Source organism: Sphingobium sp. RAC03, from assembly GCF_001713415.1.
In the GTDB taxonomy this organism is placed as follows: Bacteria; Pseudomonadota; Alphaproteobacteria; order Sphingomonadales; family Sphingomonadaceae; genus Sphingobium.
In genome coordinates this window covers 530171-554231 of record NZ_CP016456.1, presented here as the reverse complement: position 1 = coordinate 554231, position 24061 = coordinate 530171, and the positions used below count along the sequence as shown (strand labels likewise).

Below are 24061 nucleotides of genomic sequence, written 5' to 3'. Positions count from 1 at the left end.
TCAGGCGGTGTCCGCCGCCTGCGCCCGGATCGTGTCGATCAACCAGCGAAGACCGGGGTCGTTGCTGCGCGTCACATGATATTGCGCCATTTCAACGAGCGGCGGGATCGGAACGGCCGGCGGGACGATTTTAATGGCGAAATTGCGCTGCATCAGGTGCGCCAGCCGCCCCTGCATCAGCGTCAGCCAGTCGGTTTCCTGCAACAGCCAGGGCAGCATGGCGAAATTGGGGGCGGTCATCGCCACGCGCCGCTGGATGCCGATCCGGTCGAGATAGGCATCGCCGAAACTCGGCAATCGTTCCTCACCGATCGCGACCATCACATGCTCATAGGCCTGCATCGTCTCCAGCGTGATCCCCTCGACCAGCGCGGGATGGTCGGCCCGGCCGACCAGCCAGTAGCGATCCTCCAGCAGGAAATCGGATGGTAGTTCGGGCGTGAGATAGGCTTCCAGCGTGATCAGCAGGTCGATATTGCCATTGTCGAGCAGTTCGATTCGCCTCTGGCTGGGCAGGAGCAGTTCGACCCGCACACCCGGCGCGGCCGAAGCGAGGCGGGTGATCATCGGGAAGAGAACGGCGGTGGCGATATAGTCCGACGTCATGACCCGGAAGGTGCGGCTGGACGTCGCGGGATCGAAATGACGCGAGGTCGCCACCACGCTTTCCATCGTCGCGAGCGCCGCCTGCACTTGCGGGATCAGCGTTTCAGCGAAGGGTGTCGGATACATGCGCTTGTTATGCGCGATCAGCAGGTCATCGCCGAAATAGGCGCGCAGCCGGGAGAGGGCATTGCTCATCGCAGGTTGGCTCAGATTAACCCGCTGCGCTGCGCGCGACACGCTGCGATCGACCATCAACGCATCGAAAGCCACCAGCAGATTAAGGTCCAGACCTTTGAAACGCACATGCCTCTCCATTCACGACATGAATTGAATTGCATCAAAACAATCCTTTTATCAATCGTGCAGAACCGCCCTATATGCTTGCGACGAGGTCGTCTGTGGACGAACCGACCCACAATCATCGGAGCAGGATCGCTATGAGCCGCGTCACTGAAATTCGCTTTGTCGGCTATGCCGTCACTAATCTGGAAGCCGAACAGAGCTTCTACCGCGACGTCTGGGGGCTGAAGGATGTCGGCATGCAGGATGGCATGCTGCACTTCGCCGCAGAGGGGAATGACGAACATCATGTCGTCCGCCTGCGTGCCGCCGAGGACAAGCGCGTCGATGTCATTGCCCTGGCGGCCGACAGCCGCGCCGATGTCGATGCCCTGCATCAGAAGGTGACGGAAGCCGGATGCCAGATCATCTTCGCGCCGCGTGACCTTAATACGCTGGGCGGCGGCTATGGCTTCCGCTTCTTCTCGCCCGATGGCCTTCCGTTTGAGATTTCGAGCGATGTCGCCCGCGGCACGGCCCGCGAAATGCACCGCTGGGACGGCGTGCCGCAGAAGATTAGCCACATCGTTCTGCACTCGCCCGATCACAAGGCGATGGTGCAATTCTTCGTCGATGTGCTCGGCATGCGGGTCAGCGACTGGCTGGGCGATTTCATGTGCTTCCTACGCTGCAACAGCGCGCATCACCGGCTTGCGGTGCTGCCGGGGCCGGCCTGCCTCAACCATGTCGCCTATGACATGCTGACGGTGGACGACATGATGCGCGGCATCAGCCGCCTGCGCAAAAAGGGCACCGATATCCTGTGGGGTCCGGGGCGTCATACCGCCGGGAACAACACGTTCAGCTATTTCACGACGCCCAATGGCTTTGCGGTCGAATATACGTCGGAACTGGAAGAGGTCGATTTCGAGCATCATGTCGATCAGGTGCATGTGCCTGGACCGACGGTGATGGACCAGTGGGGCGTTGGCGTCGGCGGACCCCAGACCATGCCCCATCCAGAGGCCGACAAGGGCCTGTTTCAGCCAGTAGAGGTATAAGCCATGGCTTTGTTTGAATATTTCCCCAACTATATCTGGAACCTGTCGGTTTCGATCGCGCTGGAAAGCGGCGGCAAGATCGGCGAAATCGTCGATATGTGCCAGCCGATCCGCGACGCGGCGGCATCCGGCGCGGACGCAGGTACGCCCCAGTTCATGGCGCAGTGGGTCGCGATGGCCGAGCGGCTGATCGGCCTCGCCGATGAAGACATCGCCGCCGGGCGCGCTTTCTCCGCCTCCGACAAGATGGAGCGCGCGGCGCTCTATCTGTTCGTGGCCGAACGGATGCAGGGCCATGGCGCTCCGGGCCGCGAAGCAACCTATGCCAAGGCGCGCGACATTTTCGATCGCTCGACGGAACTGGGCAAGATCAACCGCGAGCGGGTGGAAATCCCGCTGGCGCAGGGCACGATGCCCGCGCTCTATACCCGTGCGGCGGGACCAGGGCCGCATCCGGTCGTCGTCTATTGCAATGGCCTCGATAGCTGCAAGGAACTGCTCTATTGGTCGAATTTGCCCGAAGCGCTGGCACGGCGCGGCATTTCGACGCTGAGCGTCGATCAGCCGGGCAGCGGCGAGGCGTTGCGCTTGCAGAATCTGCCGGTCGATCCGCATAGCGAAAATTGGGCAAGCAAGGCGATCGACTGGCTGGAAACCCAGGCTGATGCCGATCCCAAGCGCATCGGTATGACCGGCATTTCGCTGGGCGGCCATTTCGCGCCGCGCGCCGTCGCCTATGAACCGCGCTTCGCCAGCGGCGCCTGCTGGGGCGCGAATCATAATTGGGCAGAGGTGCAGCAGAAGCGGCTGAACCGGGAAGGCGAAAATCCCGTCCCCCATTATTGGGCGCATGTCATGTGGGCCTTTGGTGCCGACACCATGGAAGACTTCCTGGAAAAGGCGAAGGACATGAACCTGAACGGCGGCCATATGGATGGCGTCAAGGTTCCCTTCCTGGTCACCCATGGCGCGAAGGACCGGCAGATCAGCGTCGATTATGCGCAGGATTGCTATGACCAGCTCGTCAACTCGCTACGCCGCGAACTCAAGCTGTTCACCGAGCGGGAAGGCGGGGTCGAGCATGTCGGCGCCGACAATATGAGCTTTGGCTGCGACTATATCGCCGACTGGTTCGCCGACACGCTGAGCGGTCACGCGGGTTAAGCGACGTATCGTCTCAATAGGGTGAATGCGACGGCGGGCCATGATCCCGCCGTCGCCGATTTTTTCAGGGGAGTTGAGCAATGCGTCTGGCAACATTGAAGCGCGGAGGCCGTGACGGCACGCTGGTAGCGGTCAGCGACGATGGCGCGCGGGTCGCACAGGTCAAGGGCTATGCCACGCTGCAGGCGGCGCTGGACGATTGGGACGCGGCGCAGGACGCGCTGACCGCAGCCGTCAAGGCGGCAGCGTCGGGCGAAGTGGTTACACCCGACGATTTCGCCGCGCCCCTGCCGCGCGCCTGGCAATGGTTGGACGGGTCGGCCTTTACCAATCACGCCAAATTGATGGAAACGGCGTTCAACATGCCGCCGATCGAAACCGACCTGCCGCTCATGTATCAGGGCATGAGCCACCAGTTCATCGCGCCGACCGATGATGTGCCTTTCCCCAGCGAAGCGGACGGCATCGATTTCGAGGGCGAGTTCGGCGTCATCACCGATGACGTGCCGATGGGCTGCTGCGCCGCCGATGCCCTTGGCCATGTCCGGTTGGTTGTCCTGATCAACGACTGGTCGCTGCGCGCGATCGCGCCGGTGGAGATGAAGACCGGCTTTGGCTGGATACAGGCCAAGCCCGCCTGCAGCGTTGCGCCGTTCGCAGTGACGCCCGATGCCCTTGGCGATGCCTGGCGCGATGGCCGCGTCTGCCTGCCGCTGACAGTCGAGGTGGATGGGGAATGGTTCGGTCATCCCAATGGCGCGGCGATGGCCTATGGCTTCCACGAACTGATCGCCCACGCCGCCCGTTCGCGCTCGCTGCCGGCCGGCACGATCATTGGCTCCGGCACCGTGTCCAATGCGGAGCATGAGACGGTAGGCTCGACCTGCCTGTCCGAACGCCGCGCGATCGAAATCATCGCCCATGGCGCGCCCAAAACATCCTTCCTCCCCTTCGGCAGCCGCGTCGCGATGCGCGCGGGCGAGGGGGCGTCACCCTTCGGTGTCATCGATCAGCGGGTGGTGGCAGGGTAATCAGCTGCCGTCGGAAATCAGTGTGCCGCCATCGACCACGATCGTCTGGCCGGTGGTGAAGCCGCCTGCGTCGCTGGCCAAATAGAGCGCGGTCGCGGCGACTTCTTCGGGGGAGCCGGCGCGGCGGAGCGGGGTGAGGCCGAGGCGGCGTTCGGCGCGGTCGGGGCTGGAGAGGATCGCGCCCGCCCATTCGGTTGCGATGAGGCCCGGTGCGATGGCGTTGGCGCGGACGCCCGATGGCCCCCATTCGACCGCGAGATTGCGCGCGAGCTGCGCCAGCGCCGCTTTGGTCATGCCATAATGGCCGAGCATGGCATTGCCGCGCAGGCCCGCGATGCTGGACAGCAGGACGATGCTGCCGCGTCGGCGCGCGGCCATGCGGGGGGCGATGAGCCCGGTGAGGCGGAGCGGGTGGAGCAGGTTGACCGCGTAGAGCGTGTCGCGGTCGGACTCCGCCATGGCGTGCATCGGCGCTGGCGTTCCGGCGATGCCTGCATTGCACACCAAGATATCGATGCCACCGGTCTGGACTTCGGCCTGGTCCGCCAGGCGGGTGAGGGCGGCGGCATCGCTGACATCGGTGGGCAGCGATATCGCGCCGAGCGTAGCGGAAAGCGCGTCGCAGGCCGGGGCGTCGATATCGGCCAGTACCAGGCTTGCACCCGCGCCAGCGAACAGGCGGGCGATGGCGAGGCCGATGCCGCGCGTCGGGCCGGTGATTAGCGCTGTCTTGCCCTTCAGTCGGAAGGCGGCGAGAGGGTCAGATGTCTGCAAGCACGGTCTCCACCAATTGGGTCAAGCTGCGGTCATGCTGGAAGCCGAGATCATCGGCGCAGCGGGTGGTGAGCGGCGGATAGCTGCCAAAGGTGCGGCGGGTGGTGGCATCCTCTTCAAAGGTCAATCGCTGTACGTCGCCGAAGCGGGCGAGCGTATCGACCAGATCGCCGATCCTGACCTGCAAGGCGGGGAGGGTGACGGCTTGTTGCGCAGTTGCGTCGCTCAAGGCGGCGGTGACCAGATTGGCGGCGCAGGCGCGGGCGGACATAAGCCAGCTGGTCGCATCGGGGGCGACGGGGATGATGGTGGGCGTGCCAGCCTTTGCCGCGTGGAAGATGTCGCTGAGGAAGGCCGAGCCGAAGCCGCCAGCGGCTGCCGGGCGGGCGACGATGCCGGGCAGGCGCAGCGCCATGCCCTGGATCGCGCCGCGCCGGACGGCATCGGCGAAGGCGATTTCGACCATATATTTGTGTGCGCCATAGACGCTGGCCGGGGCGGGCGGGGTGGCGTCATCGACGGGGGTCGGCAACGGGCCACCGAACACCGCGATCGATCCGGCGAGGATCAGGCGGCGGCCCGCCATCGCTTCGACAAGGGCCAGCGGCACATCTAGATTGATCGCCCGCGATGCTTGCGGATCGCGTTCCGCTGCGCCGCCGGGGAGAGCGGCTAGGTGTAGCAGAACTTCGATTTCCGGGCCACATAGCGCGCGGACGATCGCCGGGTCGGTCAGGTCGCCGACGAGCGTCGGATAGGCGGACCGGCCGGTGAAAGCCCGATCCGCCAGCAGCAGATCCACATCGGGGCGGCTCTGGCGCAGTTGGCGGACGACCGCCTGGCCGACGAACCCGGCCGCCCCGGTGATGGCGATCCGCATTACCGCTGCAGGTCTGGCTCGAACGCGCCGTCGATCAGGATGAAGGCGATACGGCAATTGCTGTCCGAGCGGTTGGACCAGCCATGGTTGGTGCCGCGCTGAATCACGATGTCGCCGGCGCGGACGGTGGTTTCGCCTTCGTCCATGATCAAGACCAGTTCGCCTTCCAGCACGATGCCATAATCGATGGTTTCGGTGCGGTGCATCAGGGCATGGCGGGTGGTTTCGCCGCTATGGGCGGAGGCGTCGCTGGCACCCACTTCGGCGAAATGGGCGCGGGCCTCTTCGGGCGACATGGTGCGGATGGTGTCGCCTTCGGGCGGAATGTCGAGTACGCGGATGCGGGTGCCGCCCTTGGGCGGGGCGAGCTTGATGCCGTCTTCGGCCGGTTCGCCCGATGCGGCGTCGATCGGCGCGGGGGTTGCCTGGGTATTCCAGATTTCATGAAACATCGGCCCGGCCGGGCCGCCGACCTGCTGGACGCGCGGCGCAGCGCCATCTTCCTGGATGATGGCCAGCCCTTGGGCATTATGGCCGGTCACGACGCGGCGAACGGGGGTGGTCATGATGTTACTCCTTGAAGATTTGGCTGTGCTTGTCCTTAGCGCAGCAGGGCGACGCCTGCACCGATCGCCGCGGCTGCGCTGAAGAAAAGGAAGGTGCCTGCCATCCCGCCGAGCAGGCTGGATAAGGCCGTCGCGACGATCGGCGCGACGAACTGCGCCAGGAAGAAGGCGCCGGTCCATACACCCGTGCCGCGCCCGCGCGTGGCGGGCGGCAGTCGGCGCAATACCCAGGCCAGCATGGTCGGCAGCATCAGCCCGTTGCCGATGCAGATGACGACGGAGGACGCGACCGTCAGGGCGAAATCCGTGGAGAGGGCGACGCCGACATAGCCGAGCGCCACCAGCGGCAAGCCCCAGGCGAGCAGGTGCGGCGCGGGCCGCGCCTTGACCCGACCGAACAGCAGCGAGCCGAGCATGACGCCGACATTGGCGGCGGCCCCGGCCACGCCGATCAGCGCGGGGGACGTTACGCCGGTCGCCTCGATCACGGGGCCGAGTTGCACGACGATCGTGTAGAAGAGCAGGCCGATGCCGAAGGTTATGGCGACAAGGCCACCGATACTCCGCAGCACCGATGGGTCGGGCAGTCCAGTCCGTGCCTTGGCGACCTTATGCGGTTCGAACAGGATGATGGCAGCGGCGGCGGCCACTGGCAGGGCGAGGAGATACATCCAGAACGGACCGCGCGAGCCGAAGAGTTCGCCCAGTGCGCCGCCCATGGCGATCAGGGCGATCGCGCTGACGCTGGCGGTTGCGATCTGGATCGACACCCAGCGTTCGCGCCGTTCGCCCTCAAAATAATCGCCGACCATGGCGGTCGCGACGGTCATGATCACCGCTTCGGCCAATCCCAGTGCGACGCGCACAGCGAAGATGGCATAGAGGCTGTCGAGCAGGAGCGGCAGCAGGCCGAAGCCCGCATAGCCCAGCAGCGCGCCGATCAGCAGCCGCTTGCGCCCCAGCCGATCGGACAGCCAGCCTGCGAGCGGCGAGAACAGCGCCACGCACAGGGCAGGCACGGTCAGCGCCATCGGCACCAGCACTGCCGCGCCCGGCACGTCGGCAAATTCGCGCAGAAGCAAGGGCAGGACGGGGACCAGCGCGATGATCGCCATGGTCGGCATCACCGCCGCCAGCATGAGGATCACGCCATGGCGGGTTGTCGCGTGTCGCATCGCCCTTGCTCCTGCTTCGAGGTCAGATCGGCTGCGCGACGACGTCGAACATTTCCTGGGTCGCCTTGGCATTGTCGACCGGCGGGCCTTTGCCGATCTGGCCCATGCAGATGGCGATGCTGGAACGGACGATATAGGCGCAGCGCTCCAGGCGACGGTCGTGATAGGCGCTCAAGGCCGCTTCGATATCGTCATGGGTGGCGAGTTCTTCGGCCAGCACCAGACTGTCCTCGATCGCCATGCCCGCGCCTTGGCCGAGATGCGGCGTGGTGGCGTGGACGGCATCGCCCAGCAGCGCGATCCGGCCCTTGTGCCAGGGACCGTCGATCATCATCGCTTCGAGCGGGCGATAGACGACGCCTGCATCATCGACGATCTGTTCGGCCAGTTGCTGAATGAAGGGCGCGCAGCCGCTCATCTTCGAGCGCATCAGTGCCGCCTGCCCCTCGCGCGGGTAGCGCGGGTTGCCGGGTTCAGGGGTGGTCACATAGATATACATGAGGTCGTTGGAGATCGGCACCAGCCCGACGCCGGTGGGACCGTTATAGACGTGCAGCGCGTCGAGATCGGCCGGGCGTGGCAGATTGTAGCGCCAGACTGCCTGACCGGTAAATTCGGGGCGCGGGGCGTCGGGGAAGAGCATCGCGCGGGTCTGCGAATAGACGCCGTCGGCGCCGATCACCAGGTCGTAGCGTTCGGATGAGCCGTTCGAGAAGCGGACGTCCACCCCTTCGCCATCGTCGTTCCATTCGGTCGCGGTGACGCCCAGCAGCACATGCGCGCCGCTGGCGATCGTGCGGTCGCCCAGCATCTTGTGCAGGGCAGGACGGCCGATGCCCATATTGGCGGGATAGCCATCGACCAGCCGGGGGGTGGGGACGCGCGCGACGCGGACGCCAGTGGGGGTGTAGATTTCGACCGCGTCGAAGCCGACGCCTGCCGAGACATATTCGTCGATGAGGCCGAGTTGCGACATGGCGCGGATGACGTTCGATTGCTGGATGATGCCGACGCCATAGACCGACCAGTCGGGATCGCGTTCGATCACCGTGACAGCAAAGCCGCGCGCGCGCAGGGCGATGGCGGCGGTCAGGCCACCGATGCCGCCACCGATGACGAGGATATTACAGGCTTGCATGAAGTGCCTTTCAGAAACGGTCGAGATCATTGGCGATGGCGATCGGCCCGCGAAAATGCGTGCGGATCTGGGTGACATAGCTGCGGGTGCGCGCCGGATCGGGCGTGCCTGCGGCGAAATGGGTGACCACCAGCGACTTGACGCCGGCGCCAGCGGCGAGCCGTCCGACCGCATCGGGGGTCAGATGATGGGTGGAGAGATGCTGTTCGAGTTGCTGCTTGGCGGGGGCTGGCATGTTCGGCGAATTGCGCGCGACATTGGCCAGCGTGCCGTCCATGTCGATCATCTCGCTGACAAGGAGGTCCGCGCCCTTGGCTAGTTTTTCGACCGCCGCGCTGGGGCCGGTGTCGCCGGTATAGACGATCGACCGGCCGGGCAGGTCGAAGCGCAGCGAGAGCGACTTGTAGTTGCGATCCTCGACGCTGCCGGGGGCGAAGTCATAATGGCTGTTCTGCGCGGTGGTGACGGTCATGCCATCGACCTTGATGCTTTCGCCATCGGTCAGTTCGATCACGTCCACGGTCTGGGCAGGGGGCGTCCAGGGCTTGCCGGGAATGCCATAGCCGACGCGGGCGGCGGGCTGCATCGAGGCGACCATGCCCGCGACCAGTTCGCGCGTGCCGGGAGGGCCGTAGACGGTGAGCGGATCGTTGATATTGGTCTGGTTGCGCAAGCCGAGCACCGCCGACAGGCCGCCGGTGTGATCGACATGGAGGTGGCTGAGGAACACGGCCTTGACCGCAGGCAGGAGGATGCCTGCCCGCGCCAGTTGCTGAACCGTGCCGTCGCCCGCATCGACCAGATAGACGCGCCCGTCATGCGTCAGCGCATTGGCGGGCTGCGACCGGTCCCGGCTGGGGACCGGGCCGCCCATCGTGCCGAGCGTGACGAAAGCGTCTCCCCCGGCAGGCCCAGGCTGCGCGAAGGCGGGAGAGGTCGCCATCAATGCCGCAAGGGCCAGCCGGGAGAGACGCGCGTGCATCAGAAGTCGAACCCGAGGCGGACGCCATAGGTGCGCGGCGGACGCAGGGTGCCGACCGGGAAGTCGAGGATCGGCCGGGTGCCGGCGCGGGCCAGCACTTCCTTGTCGGTGATGTTGTTGATGAAGCCGGTGATGTTCCAGCCACCGCGGCTGTCGAGCGTCAGGAAGGCATCCGCCATCATGAAGCCGTCCTGCTTTTCTTCCTCGCGATAGTTGGTGTTCATGTAGCGGCTGGATTCGATATTGGCGCGCGCGCCCGCGACCAGCGACAGCGCGTCCGACAGGGGGAAGGTCCGCTCATAACCGACATTGATCGCCCATTTCGGCGCATTGGCGGTGGGCTTGCCCGAACAGTCGATGTCGTAGAAGCGCGCGCCGTTGACGCCGGGATTGGCAAGGCGGCTGCCCAGCGTGGTGCAACCCGTCGTCACCGGCGCGCCGGTGGGCGAGAAGTTGGCGGTGACCAGCTCGTCATATTTGCCCTTGAGGAACTGGACATTGAGGTTGAACAGATCGTTGCGGCTGGGGGCGAAGCGGGCTTCGAATTCGGCACCGTAGATTTTTGACTTGCCCGCATTGACCGTGGTCGAACCCTGCGCAAACAGGCCGTTGCCGGTGGGCACGCCGCCGACGAAGGTGATCTGCTGATCCTTATAGTCCCAGTAGAAGGCTTCGAAGTTCAGCTGCAGCTTGTTGTCGAAAAAGCGGTTCTTGGCACCGACCGTATAGGCGGTCAGCGTTTCGGGCGCGAAGGTGTTGTTTGGCGGCTGGGCGACGAAGAAACCACCCGATTTGAAGCCGGTCGCGACATTGGCGTAGACGAGCGAGGCCGGGCCTGCGTCAAACTCCACGCCGGCCTTCCAAGTGAATTTCTCGAAATTCAGGTCGCCGGTGAAGGGTGCGCTGAGCGGCGGGTTGATCGGGCCGGGCAGGCCGCCCGCAGCCGTCGAGGTCAACTGCCGCTTGTCTTCGCGAGTGTAGCGACCGCCAGCGACCAGGCGCAACGCATCGGTCACGTCGAAGGTCAGCTGACCGAAGGCGGCGACGCTTTCGGTGTCGAGCCGAGGCGTGAAGCGGGTGGTCGAGATATTGCCCTGGCGGAAGAAGTTTTCGGTTTCCTGGTTTTCGCCGAAGTAGAAGGCACCCAAGACATAGCGCAGCCGCTGATCTTCCTTCGACGACAAGCGGACTTCGAGCGAGGCTTGTTCGGCGAGATCGGTGAAATCGCCTGCAAAGCCCGGCAGATAGGTGCGGAACTTCACGTCCGACTTACGGTAGGCGGGAATGACGGTCAGCGTGCCGAAGCCCATGTCGCCGACGATCGTGGCGCTGAGGCCGTAGAATTTATTGTCGAGGAAGCCGTCGGATCCTGCTTGCGCGACGCAGCCGCTGCGCACGAAACCGCCAAAGCCACCGCAGAAGGGCGGCGCGAAGATGGTGGCGGCATAGCCTGCAATCGCGGCCTGGGCGCGCGGGTCGGACACGCTGACGCGATCTTCGAGGTCCGGCACGGCGAAGGCGGCGCTGGGCAGCAGGACGGCACCGGCCCCCTTGCCATGCTGGCGATAATAGTCGACGACCAGTGTCATCGACCACATGTCGGACGGTTCGATCAGCAGCGAGGCGCGGACGGCTTCGCCCTTGTCGTCGTCATAGCCGTCCGAAATATAGCCGTCGCGATCGACGATCTGGCCAGCGACGCGCAGGGCGACGGTGTCGCCGATCGGCACGTTAAGGGCGAGAAAGCCCTTCTTGCTGTCATAATTGCCATATTCGAACAGGCCTTCGGCCCCGAATTTGCCGAGTTCAGGCTTCTTCGGCAGCACGTTGATGGCGCCGCCGGTGGCGTTGCGGCCATAGAGCGTGCCCTGCGGTCCCTTGACCACTTCGACGCGCTCCAGATCGTAGAAGACGCCGGCAGGCGCCGTCGGGCGGCCGACATAGACGCCGTTGAAGTTGAAGGCGATGGCATTTTCGGAAAAGCTGTTCTGCGAACTGGTACCGACGCCGCGCAGGAAGAAGCTGGTCGTGCCGCCGGTCGGCTGGACGACCAGCGAGGGGACCAGTTTGCCGAGATTGGCGGTTTCGGTGATGCCCGACTTGGCGAGATCGTCACCGGTCACGGCCGATACGGCAAGCGCGGCGCGCTGCAGCGACTCCGTGCGGCGCTGGGCAGTGACGACGATGTCGGCGAGGCCGTCATTAGCGGGTTCGGCGCTGTCCTGCACCGCGACATCGGCTTGTTGGGCCGAGGCGCTCTGTGCGATGCCGAACGTCAGGATGGCGGCGGTTCCGGCCAGAAGCAATGTTTTCATGATATCCTCCCATGCGGCGCGTCGTATCGGGCAGCGCCTTCGCATTGACCTGTGGCAAGTTCGGTAAAATTATCATAACGATTTGTTTCAATGCAGTTCCACAAATAGGATTGATGGATGCGGCTCGACCAATTTGATCTGAACTTGCTGATCGCCTTCGACGTGCTCATTCAGGAGCGCGGCGTGACGCGGGCGGCGGAGCGGCTGAACCTGACGCAATCGGCGATGAGCGCGGCGTTGAAGCGGCTGCGCGAGGCTTTTTCCGACGACATATTGGTGCAGCATGGCAAGCGGATGGTGCCGACGCCGGGCGCGCTGTCGCTCGCGCCCCATGTCGCGGCGGCGGTGCTGAATCTGCGCGGCATCTTGGCGAGCGGGATGCATTTCGACCCGGCGCAGTCGCGGCGGCGGTTTCGGATCGTTGCGTCGGACTATATCACGACCGTCCTGCTCGGTCCGGCGTTGCGATCATTGCAGGCGGAAGCGCCGGGGGTGCAGATCGAGATCACGCTGCCGCGATCGGACATTTTGGAACGGCTGGACGATGGCGATATCGACCTGATCATCTCGCCGGAAAAATATCTCAGTCCCATACATCCGCGCGAACTGGTGTTCGAGGAACGGCATGTGGTTGTGGGGTGCGCCAACAACCCGGTGCTGCACCAGCCGCTGGATGCCGACACCTTTTACAATAGCGGGCATATCGTGGTGAGCGTGTCGCGGGACGGGACGTTTATCGACGATGTGCTGCGCGATCAGGGGCGGCAGCGGCGGATCGAGATCATCTGCGCGGCCTTTACCCAGGTGCCCTGGATGCTGCCCGGCACGACGCGGCTGGCGTTGATGCATGAGCGGCTGGCGCGCGAACTGGCCCCACAATTATCGCTGATCGTGTGTGAGCCGCCATTCCCGTTGCCGTCGATGCGCGAGATGATGCAGTTTCACAGCGCGCGGGCGGCGGACCGGGGGCTGTCCTGGTTGCGGGCACGATTGATTGCGACGTCGGGGGGTGACAATGGCCAGGTGGCTGACGCTGGCTGATCCTTCGTAAGAGAAGGATGTTGGCTCCCTGAGTAGGATTCGAACCTACGGCCATTCGATTAACAGTCGAATGCTCTACCGCTGAGCTATCAGGGAGCAGCCCGGCTCTCACCGGGCAGAGCGCGCCTATAGCAGCGGGTTTTGCGGAATGGCAAGCGTTAATCTGATGATTTTTTTGGCTTGCGATCAGGCGATGAATTGCTCGGCGGCGATGCGGTCGTCCAGCGTATGTTCGGGGTCGAACAGCAGGGTCAAGGGGGTCGCGCGGTCGATGCGGACCTCGACCTGGGCGACGTCGCGCACTTCACGCTGGTCGGCGACGGCGCTGACCGGGCGCTTGACCGGATCGAGCACGGTGAAGCGGATGACGGTGTTTTCGGGCAGGATCGCGCCGCGCCAGCGACGGGGGCGGAAGGGGCTGATTGGGGTCAGCGCGACCAGGCCCGACCCCAGTGGCAGGATGGGGCCATGGGCGGAGAGGTTGTAGGCGGTGGACCCGGCCGGGGTGGCGACCAGCACGCCGTCGCACACCAGTTCCGGCAGGACGGCGCGGCCGTTGACCTGCACCTCCAACTTGGCGGTCTGGCGGGTTTCGCGCAGCAGCGAGACTTCGTTGATGGCGGGGATGGAAAATTGTTCGCCATCGACGGTGTCGACGACCATGCGTAGCGGGTGGACCTTGAAGCTCTTGGCCTTTTCCAGCCGCTGGTCGAGCCGTTCGAGCCGCCATTCGTTCATCAGGAAGCCGACGGTCCCCAGGTTCATGCCGAAGACGGGGACGATCCGCCGCGCCTCCAGCATGGCGTGGAGGGTTTGCAGCATATAGCCGTCGCCGCCTAGCGCGATGACCATGTCCGCCTGCTCGATGGGCACGAAGTCATAGGCGGCGCGGAGCCGCTCCTCGGCGGCTCTGGCGGCCTGGGTAGGGGACGCGACGAGGGCGCGCCGGGGTTCGTCGATCATCCGCCGGTGACGCTCATGTGGCGACGGGTGGCGGGGCCGGTTTCGCCTGCGCCGATGCGGAAATCGTGGCGGGCGGGCTTCAGGCGGAGCGCGCGGTCGATCAGCGGTTCGACCGCGTCGAGGCCACCGTCGCGCAGCGCGGCCTTGAAATCCACATGATCCTCATGCCCCAGGCACATGAAGATCTTGCCCTCGCAGGTCATGCGGATGCGGTTGCAATCGGCGCAGAAATTCTGGGTGAGCGGGGTGATGAGGCCGAGCCGGGCGCCCAGGCCATCGACGCGGTGATAGCGGGCGGGACCGCCGGTGCGGTCGGGTACGGGCGTCAGCGGGTGCGCGGCGTCGATCGCGGCGGCGACCTGCGTCAGCGGGAGATAGCGATCGGTGCGGTCTTCGCCGGTGTCGCCCAGCGGCATGGTTTCGATGAGGGTGAGGTCCAGCCCTTCCGCATCGCACCAGCGCAGCATGGGGAGGATTTCATCCTCGTTGAAATCCTTGAGCGCGACCATGTTGATCTTGATCGCGAGGCCTGCGTCGCGGGCGGTCCTGATGCCGTGCAGGACGGTGGCGATGTCGCCGCCGCGCGTCACATGGGCAAAGCGCGCGGGGTCGCGGCTGTCGAGGCTGACATTGATACGGCTGACCCCGGCATCGACCAGCGTCGCGGCATGATCGGCGAGGCGGGTGCCGTTGGTGGTGAGGGTGAGTTCGTCCAGCCCGTTGCCCAGATGCCGCCCGATCCGCCGCACCAGATCGCCAATGTCGCGGCGCACCAGCGGTTCGCCCCCGGTCAGGCGAATGCGGGTGATGCCGCGCGCGATGAACAGGTCAGCGAGCAGCGCGATTTCTTCGAGGGTCAGCACCTGATTCTTGGGGAGGAACTGCATCTTTTCCGCCATGCAATAGCGGCAGCGAAGGTCGCAGCGATCCGTCACCGAAATGCGCAGATAGCTGATCCGGCGACCAAGGCCGTCGGTCAGCGGCGCGCGCGGGAGGGGAGCCGGAAGCATGGGGGATAGGTAGGCGATGGGCAGGAGCGGCGCAAGCGCCCCGGTTGCAGCGGGGGCAAGAGGTCGGTAACGCATTGCTGTTAAGCCGTTTCGATGCGCGGCGCCGGGGGACGAATATAGTGAGCGGAGAAAGTGCCGCAGACGGCCAGCGCAGCCTGTTCATCCTGTCACCGGGCGACCGCGACGGGCTGTGCCATGCGGCGCGGCTGGCGGGGTGGCGCGCGATCGGCGCGCGGCGGCCGGGCGATGCGCCGCAGCGCTTTTTGCGCAGCGAGGCGCAGGTGGCGCTGGTCGATATGCGCCAGGGTGGCGATGCCGCGCGCTTGATGGCGCCTTTGGTCCCGGCGATGGAGGCGGGCGGCGGCGCGTTGATCGTGCTGATCGACGGGAGTGACGAGGCGCGGGTGCCCGCGCTGATGGAGGCAGGGGCGACGCATTTCCTGCTGGCCCCCTTTGGCGATGCGGGATTGCGCGCGGTGCTGGCATCGGCGCATCGGCTGGTCGAACGGCTGGGCGGCGGTGCCAAGCATAGCCAGCGGGCGCAGCGTATCCGCCGGGGCGATGCGCTTTACTGGCAATTGGAGCGCGACGGGCGGCTGCGGCTGAGCGCCGGGCTGATGGCGCATCTGGGGCTGGGCGACGCGCTGGTGACGCCTGCTTCCCTGGTGCGGCGACTGCCGCGCGGGGAGCGGCGGGCGGTGCTGGTGGCGGTGCGGGCGATGCTGCGCAGCGGGACGCCCGACGCGCTGGCGCATGGCCTGCCTGGACGCCCCGGCGATCGGCTGGTCCATCATGTGCGGGTCGAAGAGGGGCTGGTCGCGGCCGATGTCGAATGGCTGTCGGAGGGGCATGAGCGCGAGAGTGCGTCGCGCGATTATCTGACCGGGGTGCGATCGCGGCAGGCGGCGCTGGCGTGGCTGGAGCAGCGGCAGGGATTGCCGACGACGGTGCTGCTGCTGTCGATCAGCCAGTTCGAGCGGATGAATGCCGCCTATGGCCAGGTGGTGGGTGATGCGTTGCTGGGGCGGATCGCACGGCGGATCGAGCGGCTGGTCGATGATGTCGCGCCGGGCGCGATGGTGGCGCGGATTGCGGGGACGGAATTTCTGGTCGGGCTGACCGGCGAGGCGGCGGGCGGCGACCGGGCGACCTTCCTGGCGCGGCAGTTGATCGGCGCGATCGGGCGGCCGTTCAGCGCGGGGGATCATCTCATTCGCCTGATCGCGCGCTGTGGCATTGCGCAGGCGCGGAGCGACGATGATGCGACGCTGATGCTGCGCCGGGCGGGCACGGCGCTGGCCGATGCGCGGCAGGCGGGCGGCGAGGGCATTCGCATCCTGTCCGCCGACAAGCAGAGCCGTCAGGTCGATGCCGACCGGCTGGAGACCGACCTGCGGCTGGCGCTGGACCGGGGCGAAATCGGCATCGTGTTCCAGCCGCAATATCCGGTCCATTCGGCGCAGATCAGCGGGGTCGAGGCGCTGGCGCGGTGGAACCACCCCCATTATGGGCCGCTGGGCGCGGGCATATTGTTCGCGACGGCCGAACGATCAGACTATATGCTGCCGCTGTCGGCGCATATCCAGGCGGAGGCGTTGCGGCAGGCGGCGGCCTGGCCACGGGCGCTGTCGGCGCTGCGGCTGTCGATCAATGTGACCGCGGCGGATATCGCCCAGCCCAGTTTCATGAGCGAATTGCTGCGGATGGTCGATGGCAGCGGTTTCCCAAGATCGCGGCTGACGGTCGAGATTACCGAGAGCGGGCTGATCGAGGATATCGGCGCGGCGTCGGCGCTGCTGCGGGCGCTGCGGGCCGAGGGGCTGGCGGTGGCGATCGACGATTTCGGGACGGGCTATTCGAGCCTCGCCTATTTGAAGAACCTGCCGCTCGATTATCTCAAGATCGACAGCGGGCTGGCGCAGGATATTGCCGGGACGGCGCGCGACCGGATCATCGTGCGCGGGGTCATCCATATGGCCAAGTCGCTGGGGCTGAAGGTCATCGCCGAAGGGGTGGAGACCGAGCAGCAGCTCGACCTGCTGGCGCGCGAGGGGTGCGATTTTTATCAGGGCTTTTTGCGGTCGGCGGGGATTTCGTCTGCGGATTTGGTGAGTTTGTTTTTGAGCTGATAAGCAAAAGGGCGCGGGGGTTGGTCCCGCGCCCTTTTTGTCGTTGGTGGCCGGTTGCTTAGAGCCCGGCTATAATCCCCAATCCGTTCGTCCTGAGTAGCCATTGAGCGAAGTCGAAATGGCGTATCGAAGGATCGGGCGCTGCGCCAGATGCTTCGATACGGGCCTTCGACAAGCTCAGTCCCTACTCAGCACGAACGGAGTATCTAGGGATGACTCTAAGGGTCAGAGCGCGGCCTTAAGCGCTTCGACCAGGTCGGTCTTTTCCCAGGGGAAGAAGTCGCCTTCGGGCGTGCGGCCGAAGTGGCCATAGGCGGCGGTCTTTTGGTAGATGGGCTTGTTGAGGCCGAGATGCGTGCGGATGCCCTTGGGCGTCAGGCGGACGAGGGTCGGGAGGACCGCTTCGATCGCCGAGGCTTCTACTGTGCCGGTGCCATGCAGGTCGACATAGAGCGAGAGCGGTTCGGCGACGCCGATGGCGTAGCTCAATTGGATCGTGCAGCGGCGGGCGAGACCGGCGGCGACGATGTTCTTGGCGAGGTAGCGGGTGATATAGGCGGCCGAGCGATCGACCTTCGTGGGGTCTTTGCCCGAAAACGCGCCGCCGCCGTGGGGCGACGCGCCGCCATAGGTGTCGACGATGATCTTGCGGCCGGTCAGGCCAGCGTCGCCGTCAGGGCCGCCGATTTCGAACAGGCCGGTCGGATTGACATAGATGCTGGCGTCGTCGGGCATCCAGCCGTCGGGCAGGATTTCGGTCATCACGCCCTTGACATAGGCGCGCAGCTTGGCGCGGCTGTCGTCATTGTCCATGCCCTGGGCATGTTGGGTCGAGACGACCAGCGCGGTGGCGCGGACCGGCTTTTCATCGATATATTCGAGCGTCACCTGGCTCTTGGCGTCCGGCTCCAAGAAATCGACCACCTTATTGTGGCGATCATGGGCGAGGCGTTCGAGGATCTTGTGGCTGTAATAGAGAGTGGCGGGCATGAGGTCGGGGGTTTCGTCCGACGCATAGCCGAACATGATGCCCTGATCGCCAGCGCCTTCATCCTTGTTGCCGCTTTCATCGACGCCCTGGGCGATGTGGGCGGACTGGCCGTGAAGGTTGTTTTCGAAGCGGAAGGTCTGCCAGTGGAAACCGTCCTGCTCATAGCCGATGCGCTTGACCGTCGCGCGGACGGCGGCTTCGATCTCTTCTTTGGCACCCGGCGCCCAGGCACCATTTTCATAGACGCCCTTGCAGCGGATTTCGCCCGCGAGGACGACGAGCTGGGTCGTGGTCAGCGTTTCGCAGGCGATGCGGGCTTCGGGGTCTTTCGACAGGAAGAGATCGACGATGGCGTCGGAAATCTGGTCGGCGACCTTGTCGGGATGGCCTTCGGACACGGATTCCGAGGTGAAGAGAAATTGGTTGCGCATAGGACTCCCGTATGATGCTAGGCCGATAAACGATATAAAGAATAGTTTATGTGCCTATTAGCTTCTGCTGGGGCGGATGGCAATGGCGAGGGCAAGGAGCGCCAGCATCAGGGCGAAGGGTGCCCAATTGCCGACCCGTGCGAAGAGCGTGGGCGGGAGCGGTGGGGGCAGGCCGGAGTCCAGGAAACCGGCGCGGTTGAGGCCCAGCGCGTGGGCGACGCGGCCACGGGCGTCGATGATCGCCGAGACGCCGGTGGGGGTCGAGCGGATGATCGGCAGCCCTTCCTCCAGGGCGCGGAGGCGGGCTTGGGCGAGATGCTGGACCGGACCCCAGGGGCCGAACCAGGCGTCGTTGGAGGGATTGAAGAGGAAGGCGGGGCGGTTGGCGCGATCGACCACCTGGCCGGAGAAGACGATCTCGTAGCAGATTTGCACGCCCATGCTGAGGGCGGGGCGGCCGGTGGTGGCGGGGAGCGTCAGGCTTTGCGGGCCGGGGCCGGGCCAGAAGTCGGCATCGCCGGGGACGAGGCGCGAGAGGCCGATCGGTTCGAGGACCGAGCGCAGCGGCAGATATTCGCCGAAGGGGACGAGATGCGCCTTGCTGTAGCGGGCGGCGATCGTGGCTTGGGGCGTGACGATCCAGACGCTGTTATTGGCCCCGGCCAGCTTGTTGACGAGGATGCCGTCCTGCTCGACGGGTTTGAAATAGACTTTGTCCGCGCCGGTCAGCAGCAGGTCGCCGGGGCCGAGCAGGGCGGCGAGACGGGCGCGCCAGTCGGGCTCCATGTCGAGATAGGCGGGGATGGCGGCTTCGGGCCAGAAGATGAGGCGCGGGGCGGGACGTGGTGGGCCGGTGAGGGCGGTCAGCTTGCGGAAATTGGCAAATTCGCGCTCGACCGAATATTTTTCGTCCTGGCCGATATTGGGCTGGACGACGCGGATGCGCGGCGCGCCGGGCGGGGTGGCGGGCGCGGGGGAGAGCCAGCCCCATAGCGCAGCGAGGAGGAGCGGGGCGAGGAGGGCGGCGGGGGCCGCCACTTGTCGCCGGGCGATCAGGAGCAACGCGGCGCTGGCGAGGATGACGAGGGCGCCGAGGCCGTAGGTGCCGATCAGGGTCGCGGCGATGGCCGCGCCGCTGGGCAGCAGGATGATGCCGATCGGGTTCCAGGCGAAGCCGGTGAAGAGAGTCGCGCGGAGATATTCGGTGGCGATCCAGAGGGCGGCGAGGAGGAGGGGGAAGGTGGCTGTGCCTAAAGGTTGATCCTTGCCGCGATGGCGGGCTGTCTTCTCTGCCGCCTTCCCCCGGATGAAGGTTGGGAGATGGGTCCCCGCCTTCGCGGGGATGACGAGGTTGGACAGCCACCACGCCCCTGACGTCGCCAGTGCGGGGAAGAGGGCGAGGTAGAGGGAGAGGAGGATCACGCCGCCATAGCCGAGCCAATGGGGCATGGCGTCCTGAAAGGTGAAGGCGTGGGCGATCCAGTGGAGGGCGAGGGTGAATTGGCCGACGCCGAACAGCCAGCCATAGGTGAAGGCGGCACGGCGGTCGGGGGCGCTCTGGGTCAGGTGGATGAGCAGCGCGAGGGCGAGCAGCGTGACGGGCCAGAGTGACAGGGGGGCAAAGCCGGTGGCGGAGGCGAGACCCGCCAGCAGCGCGGATTTTCTTGGGTGGCGGTCGAACAGGGCGCGCATCGGGGCGGTCAGCCGATCGTTGTCATGGTGGCCTGGCTGCAGGTGTCGCCCTTCTCCCCGCCGCCGGTGAGCATCGAGGCGGCGAGGAAGCCGCCGACGATCAGCACCAGGAACAGGGCGGAGAGCCAGCCGAGATGTTTCTCGATGAAGGCTTTGATCGGCCGTCCGAATTTCCAGAACAGGAAGCCGACCAGCATGAACTGAAAGGCGCGGCTGACGACGCTGGCCCAGAAGAAGGTGAAGAGAGGCAGGCCGACGAAGCCCGCGGTGATGGTGATCAGCTTGAACGGGATCGGGGTCGCGCCTTTGATCAGGATGATCTCCGCGCCATATTCGCGCAGATAGCAGGCGGCGACGGGGAATTTATCGGCGAGGCCGAGCGCGCTCAGCAATTGCTGTCCGACCGTCTCGTAGAGGAAGAAGCCGATCGCATAGCCCAGCATCCCGCCCAGCACCGAAGCGATGGTGCAGATGAGGCCGAAGCGGATCGCCCGTTCGGGGCGGGCCAGGCACATCAGGCCGAGCAGCGGGTGCGGCGGGATGGGGAAGAAGCTCGATTCCAGGAAGGAAATGACGAACAGCCAGCGTTCGGCATGTGCATGGGCGGCCTTGGCCAGCGTCCATTGATAGAGCCTGTTGAGCATGGCGGCGACCTAGCCGAGATCGTTGCGGGTCGCCAGCGATTTTGGCGGGGTGAAACGGTCAGCGAGGCGGACAGTGGTGGCGGGGTTTTGGGGTGGGGGGCATTGTACGCTTTGGGGGGGACAATGTACGCTTTGCGGGGAGAGCAAACCCCGCGTCCGTTCGGGCTGAGCTTGTCGAAGCCCTTCACTTCTCCTCAGGAAGTAAGGCCCTTCGACAGGCTCAGGGCGAACGGGGGAGGGGGTGGGTGACGGATGCGTGCCGTGCTGAACCGCGCACCCCACTGTACGCAAGGGCACCGGCCATCGCGAATTGGTGCGACGGCGTTGACGGGGCGGCACCGTCTGGGCAAGACCCCTTCTCCCCTGTTCGGTTCGGTTCGCGCGTTTGACATTTTCTTCCATTCCCTGGGCCAGGCTGCGGCAGCGCGCGGGCGGTATCGCGTTTGCGCTGGTGCTGAACGCCATCTTGCTGCTGGGGCTGTTCACCTTGTCGCCCTCGTTCGAGCCGAAAAAGGTCGAGGACCGGCTGCCGGTGACGTTCGATGTCGAGACGGGGACCAAGACCGAGCAGGAGCAGAAGCGCGCGCCCAAGGCGGAGAAGCGCGAGCAGGACGAGGCCAGCCCGCCCAAACAGGCCGAGGCGGTGGTGCGCCCGCCCCGGCCGACGGAGCAGCCGGTCGAGGAACCGCCCGCGCCCTTCCCCTTCCTGACGATGAGCCGCGACCAGATGGCGGCGGCGGACATCGGCAATATGCCCAAGGCGGCGCAGGGCGCGGCGGCGGGACAGGGGGATAGTTCGGCGGTCGCCGGGCCGGGCGAGGGGCCGGGCGGGGTGCAATTGTTCAACGCCGAATGGTATCGGCGGCCGACCAATAGCGAATTGTCCACCTATATCCCCGCCAATGCGCCACCCGAAGGCTGGGGCCTGGTCGCGTGCAAGACGGTCGACCATTATCATGTGGAAAACTGCCAGATATTGGGCGAATCGCCGATGGGGTCTGGCTATGCCCGCGCGGTGCGGCTGGCCGCCTGGCAATTCCTGGTCCGCCCCCCGCGCGTGAATGGCAAGCCGCAGGTGGGGAGCTGGGTGCGGATACGGATCGATTATACGCGGTCGGGGGTGAGGGTTGGGGGGTGACGAGGGGTGAAAGCAAATAGGATTGCGTCGACAGAATATTAAATATGGAACTCTGATCATCTACGATGTCGACGATGCATATGAATGGTGTAATCAAACATATCCAATTGGAATTTGGAGTATGTTTTATGAAAATATGGCTCACTTATGCATGGAAAGATAACGAGAAAAATGACGTTGATCATATAATCTCAAAACTGGGCAAAGCAGGCTTGGAAGTGGGATATGATAAGGTGCAATTGCTTGCGGGACGTAGATTGTGGGACCAAATAGATGTGGCGATAAAAAGTCCTGACGTAGCAGCCTGGGCGATTTATGTGACCGAGAACAGTCTAAAGAGCGAGCCCTGCCAAGAGGAGCTTGCTTACGCGCTCGACCGGACTTTGCGCACAAAGGGTTCAGCATTTCCATTAATAGGTCTGTTTTCGGGCGATTTTGATTCGACTTTGATCCCCTCTGCATTGGCTACCCGGCTATGCGTCAATCTTCAACATAATGAGTGGGATAAGCAAGTTAGTGATGCGGTTGTTGGAATTAACAACGCTATCGAGGTCGAGCCGCAGGCTTTCGGTTACAAGCTGCACGAAGTTCCTACAGGATTTGTTCTTGAGGTCTGGCCAAGAACAGGGACATGGACACCAACTATTGCAGTTGTTAGTGAAAGAGACGAAGATATTCTGACCAGTCATCACCCTGGTCCGCGTGGATTTTTGGGGGGTGTGGTCGCTTATAGTCGTGCGGAGAGAAAGTGGGATGGCTACTTTGGCAGGATGTTTACTGAACCTGTTAACAGTTCTAGGAGCGCTCATATATATCTTTCGAAATTACCAAAATGGATAATGTTTGGACAAATGGGTAGTCCTCATCGCCTTGAATTCTAGTTTGGCGGATAAGTTAATTGATACCAATTATGTATGTACAGGTCGTTCTGTGAGAAATTAACTTAAATATGGGTTCAAGCAGGCACTATGCTTAGGCTTTGAGTTTTGGAGGGTGATGTCGGCGCGTCGAGCCCCCTCATCCAACTTCGCCTAGGCGGCTGCGCCGCCAAGGCTGCGTATCCTTCTCCCCGTGGGGGAGAAGGTTTGGGGGGTGAGACTTGTCTTGAGTGGCGCCTCGTACTTACAATGCCCGTTCGTGCTGAGTAGGGGCTGAGCGAAGTCGAAGACCCATATCGAAGCATCCGCGTAGCGCTTATCCTTCGATACGCTATTTCGACAAGCTCAATAGCTACTCAGGACGAACGGAGTGGGTGGGTGCAACTTGTTCTACTACACCCGGCGTGCCGAGAGCGGGGTTTCGTCGGGGCGGAGGGTTAGGACTTCGACGCCGGTGCGGGTGACGGCGACGGTGTGTTCGAACTGGGCGGAGAGTTTGCCGTCGTTGGTGGTGACGGTCCAGCCATCATCCTGGGTCGAGACTTTGCGGCTGCCCTGGTTGAGCATCGGTTCGATGGTGAAGACCATGCCTTCGCGCAAGCGGAGGCCAGTGCCGGGGCGGCCGAAGTGGAGGACTTGCGGGTCTTCGTGCATTTCGCGGCCGATGCCGTGGCCGCAATAGTCGCGCACGACGCTATAGCCGTTGCGTTTGGCATGGCGCTCGATCGCAAAGCCGATGTCGCCCAGATGCGCGCCGGGGCGGACCTTGGCAATGCCCTGCCATAGCGCTTCCTGCGTGACGCGGACGAGGCGGCGGGCGGCGGGGGCGACGTCGCCGACGAGGTAGGTTTTGCTGGAATCGGCGATAAAGCCGTTTTTTTCCAATGTGATGTCGAGATTGATGATGTCGCCGTCGCGGATGATGGTGTCGGCATCGGGCACGCCATGGCAAACGACATGGTTGATCGAGCAGTTCAGTACATATTGGAAGCCGTACTGCCCTTTGCTCGCCGGGCGGGCGGCGAGGTCCATGGTGATATAGCGGTCGACCAGATCGTTGACGGCCATGGTTGAGAGGCCCGCGAGTGGCTGGCGGTCGAGCATGGTGAAAACGGCGGCGAGCAGTTGGCCCGAATGCCGCATCAGCGCCAGTTCGTCGGGGGTTTTGACCAT

The 24061-nt window shown here is 64.5% G+C and carries 21 protein-coding genes and 1 tRNA gene; 7 read left to right on the top strand and 15 right to left on the bottom strand.

The window, feature by feature from the left end; all coding sequences use genetic code 11:
• A complete protein-coding gene (locus BSY17_RS07275) occupies positions 1-909 on the bottom strand; it encodes a LysR family transcriptional regulator (protein WP_069065008.1) in 909 nt (302 codons plus the stop codon).
• 134 nt (positions 910-1043) lie between these two features.
• Here BSY17_RS07275 and BSY17_RS07270 point away from each other — a divergent pair, with 134 nt between their 5' ends.
• From BSY17_RS07270 to BSY17_RS07260, 3 genes are all read left to right on the top strand, one after another.
• Positions 1044-1946 carry a VOC family protein gene (locus BSY17_RS07270; RefSeq protein ID WP_069065007.1) on the top strand — a complete coding sequence of 301 codons (903 nt, stop codon included), beginning with the start codon at positions 1044-1046 and terminating at the stop codon, positions 1944-1946.
• A gap of 3 nt (positions 1947-1949) precedes the next feature.
• On the top strand, positions 1950-3110 hold the full coding sequence (locus BSY17_RS07265) for an alpha/beta hydrolase family protein (protein WP_069065006.1): 1161 nt from the start codon (positions 1950-1952) through the stop codon (positions 3108-3110).
• An 80-nt stretch (positions 3111-3190) separates the two neighbouring features.
• A complete protein-coding gene (locus BSY17_RS07260; protein WP_069065005.1) occupies positions 3191-4141 on the top strand; it encodes a fumarylacetoacetate hydrolase family protein in 951 nt (316 codons plus the stop codon).
• On the opposite strand, the gene BSY17_RS07255 is transcribed toward BSY17_RS07260, so the two are convergent.
• The 7 genes from BSY17_RS07255 to BSY17_RS07225 are packed head-to-tail and all read right to left on the bottom strand — an operon-like array spanning position 4142 to position 11971.
• A complete protein-coding gene (locus BSY17_RS07255; protein ID WP_069065004.1) occupies positions 4142-4915 on the bottom strand; it encodes an SDR family NAD(P)-dependent oxidoreductase in 774 nt (257 codons plus the stop codon).
• Positions 4902-5795: an NAD-dependent epimerase/dehydratase family protein gene (locus BSY17_RS07250; RefSeq protein ID WP_069065003.1), complete on the bottom strand. Its 894-nt coding sequence runs from the start codon at positions 5793-5795 to the stop codon at positions 4902-4904. Before BSY17_RS07250 ends, BSY17_RS07255 begins: the two co-directional genes overlap by 14 nt.
• A complete protein-coding gene (locus BSY17_RS07245; RefSeq protein ID WP_069065002.1) occupies positions 5795-6361 on the bottom strand; it encodes a cupin domain-containing protein in 567 nt (188 codons plus the stop codon). Before BSY17_RS07245 ends, BSY17_RS07250 begins: the two co-directional genes overlap by 1 nt.
• A gap of 35 nt (positions 6362-6396) precedes the next feature.
• Entirely contained in the window at positions 6397-7536 is a 1140-nt protein-coding gene (locus BSY17_RS07240) for an MFS transporter (RefSeq protein ID WP_069065001.1), read from the bottom strand.
• A 22-nt stretch (positions 7537-7558) separates the two neighbouring features.
• Positions 7559-8674, bottom strand: coding sequence for an FAD-dependent oxidoreductase (locus tag BSY17_RS07235; RefSeq protein ID WP_069065000.1), 1116 nt, complete (start codon positions 8672-8674; stop codon positions 7559-7561).
• Between the two features lie 10 nt (positions 8675-8684).
• The gene (locus BSY17_RS07230; protein WP_069066842.1) at positions 8685-9617 is read right to left on the bottom strand and encodes an MBL fold metallo-hydrolase; all 933 of its coding nucleotides are present in this window, start codon (positions 9615-9617) and stop codon (positions 8685-8687) included.
• A gap of 38 nt (positions 9618-9655) precedes the next feature.
• Positions 9656-11971, bottom strand: a complete 2316-nt coding sequence (locus BSY17_RS07225) for a TonB-dependent receptor (RefSeq protein WP_069064999.1) — start codon at positions 11969-11971, stop codon at positions 9656-9658.
• A 117-nt stretch (positions 11972-12088) separates the two neighbouring features.
• Between BSY17_RS07225 and BSY17_RS07220 the strand changes: the two genes are divergently transcribed.
• Positions 12089-13012, top strand: a complete 924-nt coding sequence (locus tag BSY17_RS07220) for a LysR family transcriptional regulator (RefSeq protein ID WP_052027642.1) — start codon at positions 12089-12091, stop codon at positions 13010-13012.
• Between the two features lie 21 nt (positions 13013-13033).
• Here the strand turns inward: BSY17_RS07220 and BSY17_RS07215 are convergent.
• The 3 genes from BSY17_RS07215 to moaA all read right to left on the bottom strand — a co-directional run bounded on the left by BSY17_RS07215 (position 13034) and on the right by moaA (position 14985).
• A tRNA-Asn gene (locus BSY17_RS07215) sits at positions 13034-13108 on the bottom strand.
• 90 nt (positions 13109-13198) lie between these two features.
• Positions 13199-13975, bottom strand: a complete 777-nt coding sequence (locus BSY17_RS07210; protein ID WP_069064998.1) for an NAD kinase — start codon at positions 13973-13975, stop codon at positions 13199-13201.
• Positions 13972-14985 carry a GTP 3',8-cyclase MoaA gene (gene moaA, locus BSY17_RS07205; protein WP_069064997.1) on the bottom strand — a complete coding sequence of 338 codons (1014 nt, stop codon included), beginning with the start codon at positions 14983-14985 and terminating at the stop codon, positions 13972-13974. The genes BSY17_RS07210 and moaA overlap by 4 nt, the downstream gene beginning before the upstream one ends.
• Before the next feature lie 119 nt (positions 14986-15104).
• Between moaA and BSY17_RS07200 the strand changes: the two genes are divergently transcribed.
• Positions 15105-17114, top strand: a complete 2010-nt coding sequence (locus BSY17_RS07200) for a putative bifunctional diguanylate cyclase/phosphodiesterase (RefSeq protein ID WP_069066841.1) — start codon at positions 15105-15107, stop codon at positions 17112-17114.
• A 225-nt stretch (positions 17115-17339) separates the two neighbouring features.
• On the opposite strand, the gene metK is transcribed toward BSY17_RS07200, so the two are convergent.
• Genes metK through BSY17_RS07185 form a run of 3 tightly spaced genes read right to left on the bottom strand, consistent with a single transcriptional unit; the run spans position 17340 to position 20872 of the window.
• Positions 17340-18536, bottom strand: coding sequence for a methionine adenosyltransferase (gene metK, locus BSY17_RS07195; protein WP_069064996.1), 1197 nt, complete (start codon positions 18534-18536; stop codon positions 17340-17342).
• 57 nt (positions 18537-18593) lie between these two features.
• Entirely contained in the window at positions 18594-20228 is a 1635-nt protein-coding gene (gene lnt / locus BSY17_RS07190; RefSeq protein WP_069064995.1) for an apolipoprotein N-acyltransferase, read from the bottom strand.
• 8 nt (positions 20229-20236) lie between these two features.
• Positions 20237-20872, bottom strand: coding sequence for a YqaA family protein (locus tag BSY17_RS07185; RefSeq protein ID WP_069064994.1), 636 nt, complete (start codon positions 20870-20872; stop codon positions 20237-20239).
• 385 nt (positions 20873-21257) lie between these two features.
• Between BSY17_RS07185 and BSY17_RS07180 the strand changes: the two genes are divergently transcribed.
• A complete protein-coding gene (locus BSY17_RS07180) occupies positions 21258-22010 on the top strand; it encodes a hypothetical protein (RefSeq protein WP_171899201.1) in 753 nt (250 codons plus the stop codon).
• A 65-nt stretch (positions 22011-22075) separates the two neighbouring features.
• Positions 22076-22891 (top strand): toll/interleukin-1 receptor domain-containing protein, encoded by an 816-nt coding sequence (locus BSY17_RS20895; RefSeq protein WP_083217073.1) that lies wholly within the window; start codon positions 22076-22078, stop codon positions 22889-22891.
• Positions 22892-23281: 390 nt separating this feature from the next.
• On the opposite strand, the gene map is transcribed toward BSY17_RS20895, so the two are convergent.
• On the bottom strand, positions 23282-24061 hold the full coding sequence (map, locus tag BSY17_RS07175; RefSeq protein WP_069064993.1) for a type I methionyl aminopeptidase: 780 nt from the start codon (positions 24059-24061) through the stop codon (positions 23282-23284).

Coding starts and splice junctions, on each gene's coding strand:
- BSY17_RS07270 (WP_069065007.1), top strand. CDS start 1,044: ATGAGCCGCGTCACTGAAATTCGCTTTGTCGGCTATGCCGTCACTAAT.
- BSY17_RS07265 (WP_069065006.1), top strand. CDS start 1,950: ATGGCTTTGTTTGAATATTTCCCCAACTATATCTGGAACCTGTCGGTT.
- BSY17_RS07260 (WP_069065005.1), top strand. CDS start 3,191: ATGCGTCTGGCAACATTGAAGCGCGGAGGCCGTGACGGCACGCTGGTA.
- BSY17_RS07250 (WP_069065003.1), bottom strand. CDS start 5,795: ATGCGGATCGCCATCACCGGGGCGGCCGGGTTCGTCGGCCAGGCGGTC.
- BSY17_RS07245 (WP_069065002.1), bottom strand. CDS start 6,361: ATGACCACCCCCGTTCGCCGCGTCGTGACCGGCCATAATGCCCAAGGG.
- BSY17_RS07240 (WP_069065001.1), bottom strand. CDS start 7,536: ATGCGACACGCGACAACCCGCCATGGCGTGATCCTCATGCTGGCGGCG.
- BSY17_RS07235 (WP_069065000.1), bottom strand. CDS start 8,674: ATGCAAGCCTGTAATATCCTCGTCATCGGTGGCGGCATCGGTGGCCTG.
- BSY17_RS07230 (WP_069066842.1), bottom strand. CDS start 9,617: ATGGCGACCTCTCCCGCCTTCGCGCAGCCTGGGCCTGCCGGGGGAGAC.
- BSY17_RS07225 (WP_069064999.1), bottom strand. CDS start 11,971: ATGAAAACATTGCTTCTGGCCGGAACCGCCGCCATCCTGACGTTCGGC.
- BSY17_RS07220 (WP_052027642.1), top strand. CDS start 12,089: ATGCGGCTCGACCAATTTGATCTGAACTTGCTGATCGCCTTCGACGTG.
- BSY17_RS07210 (WP_069064998.1), bottom strand. CDS start 13,975: ATGATCGACGAACCCCGGCGCGCCCTCGTCGCGTCCCCTACCCAGGCC.
- moaA (WP_069064997.1), bottom strand. CDS start 14,985: ATGCTTCCGGCTCCCCTCCCGCGCGCGCCGCTGACCGACGGCCTTGGT.
- metK (WP_069064996.1), bottom strand. CDS start 18,536: ATGCGCAACCAATTTCTCTTCACCTCGGAATCCGTGTCCGAAGGCCAT.
- lnt (WP_069064995.1), bottom strand. CDS start 20,228: ATGCGCGCCCTGTTCGACCGCCACCCAAGAAAATCCGCGCTGCTGGCG.
- BSY17_RS07185 (WP_069064994.1), bottom strand. CDS start 20,872: ATGCTCAACAGGCTCTATCAATGGACGCTGGCCAAGGCCGCCCATGCA.
- BSY17_RS20895 (WP_083217073.1), top strand. CDS start 22,076: ATGTCGACGATGCATATGAATGGTGTAATCAAACATATCCAATTGGAA.
- map (WP_069064993.1), bottom strand. CDS start 24,061: ATGGTCAAAACCCCCGACGAACTGGCGCTGATGCGGCATTCGGGCCAA.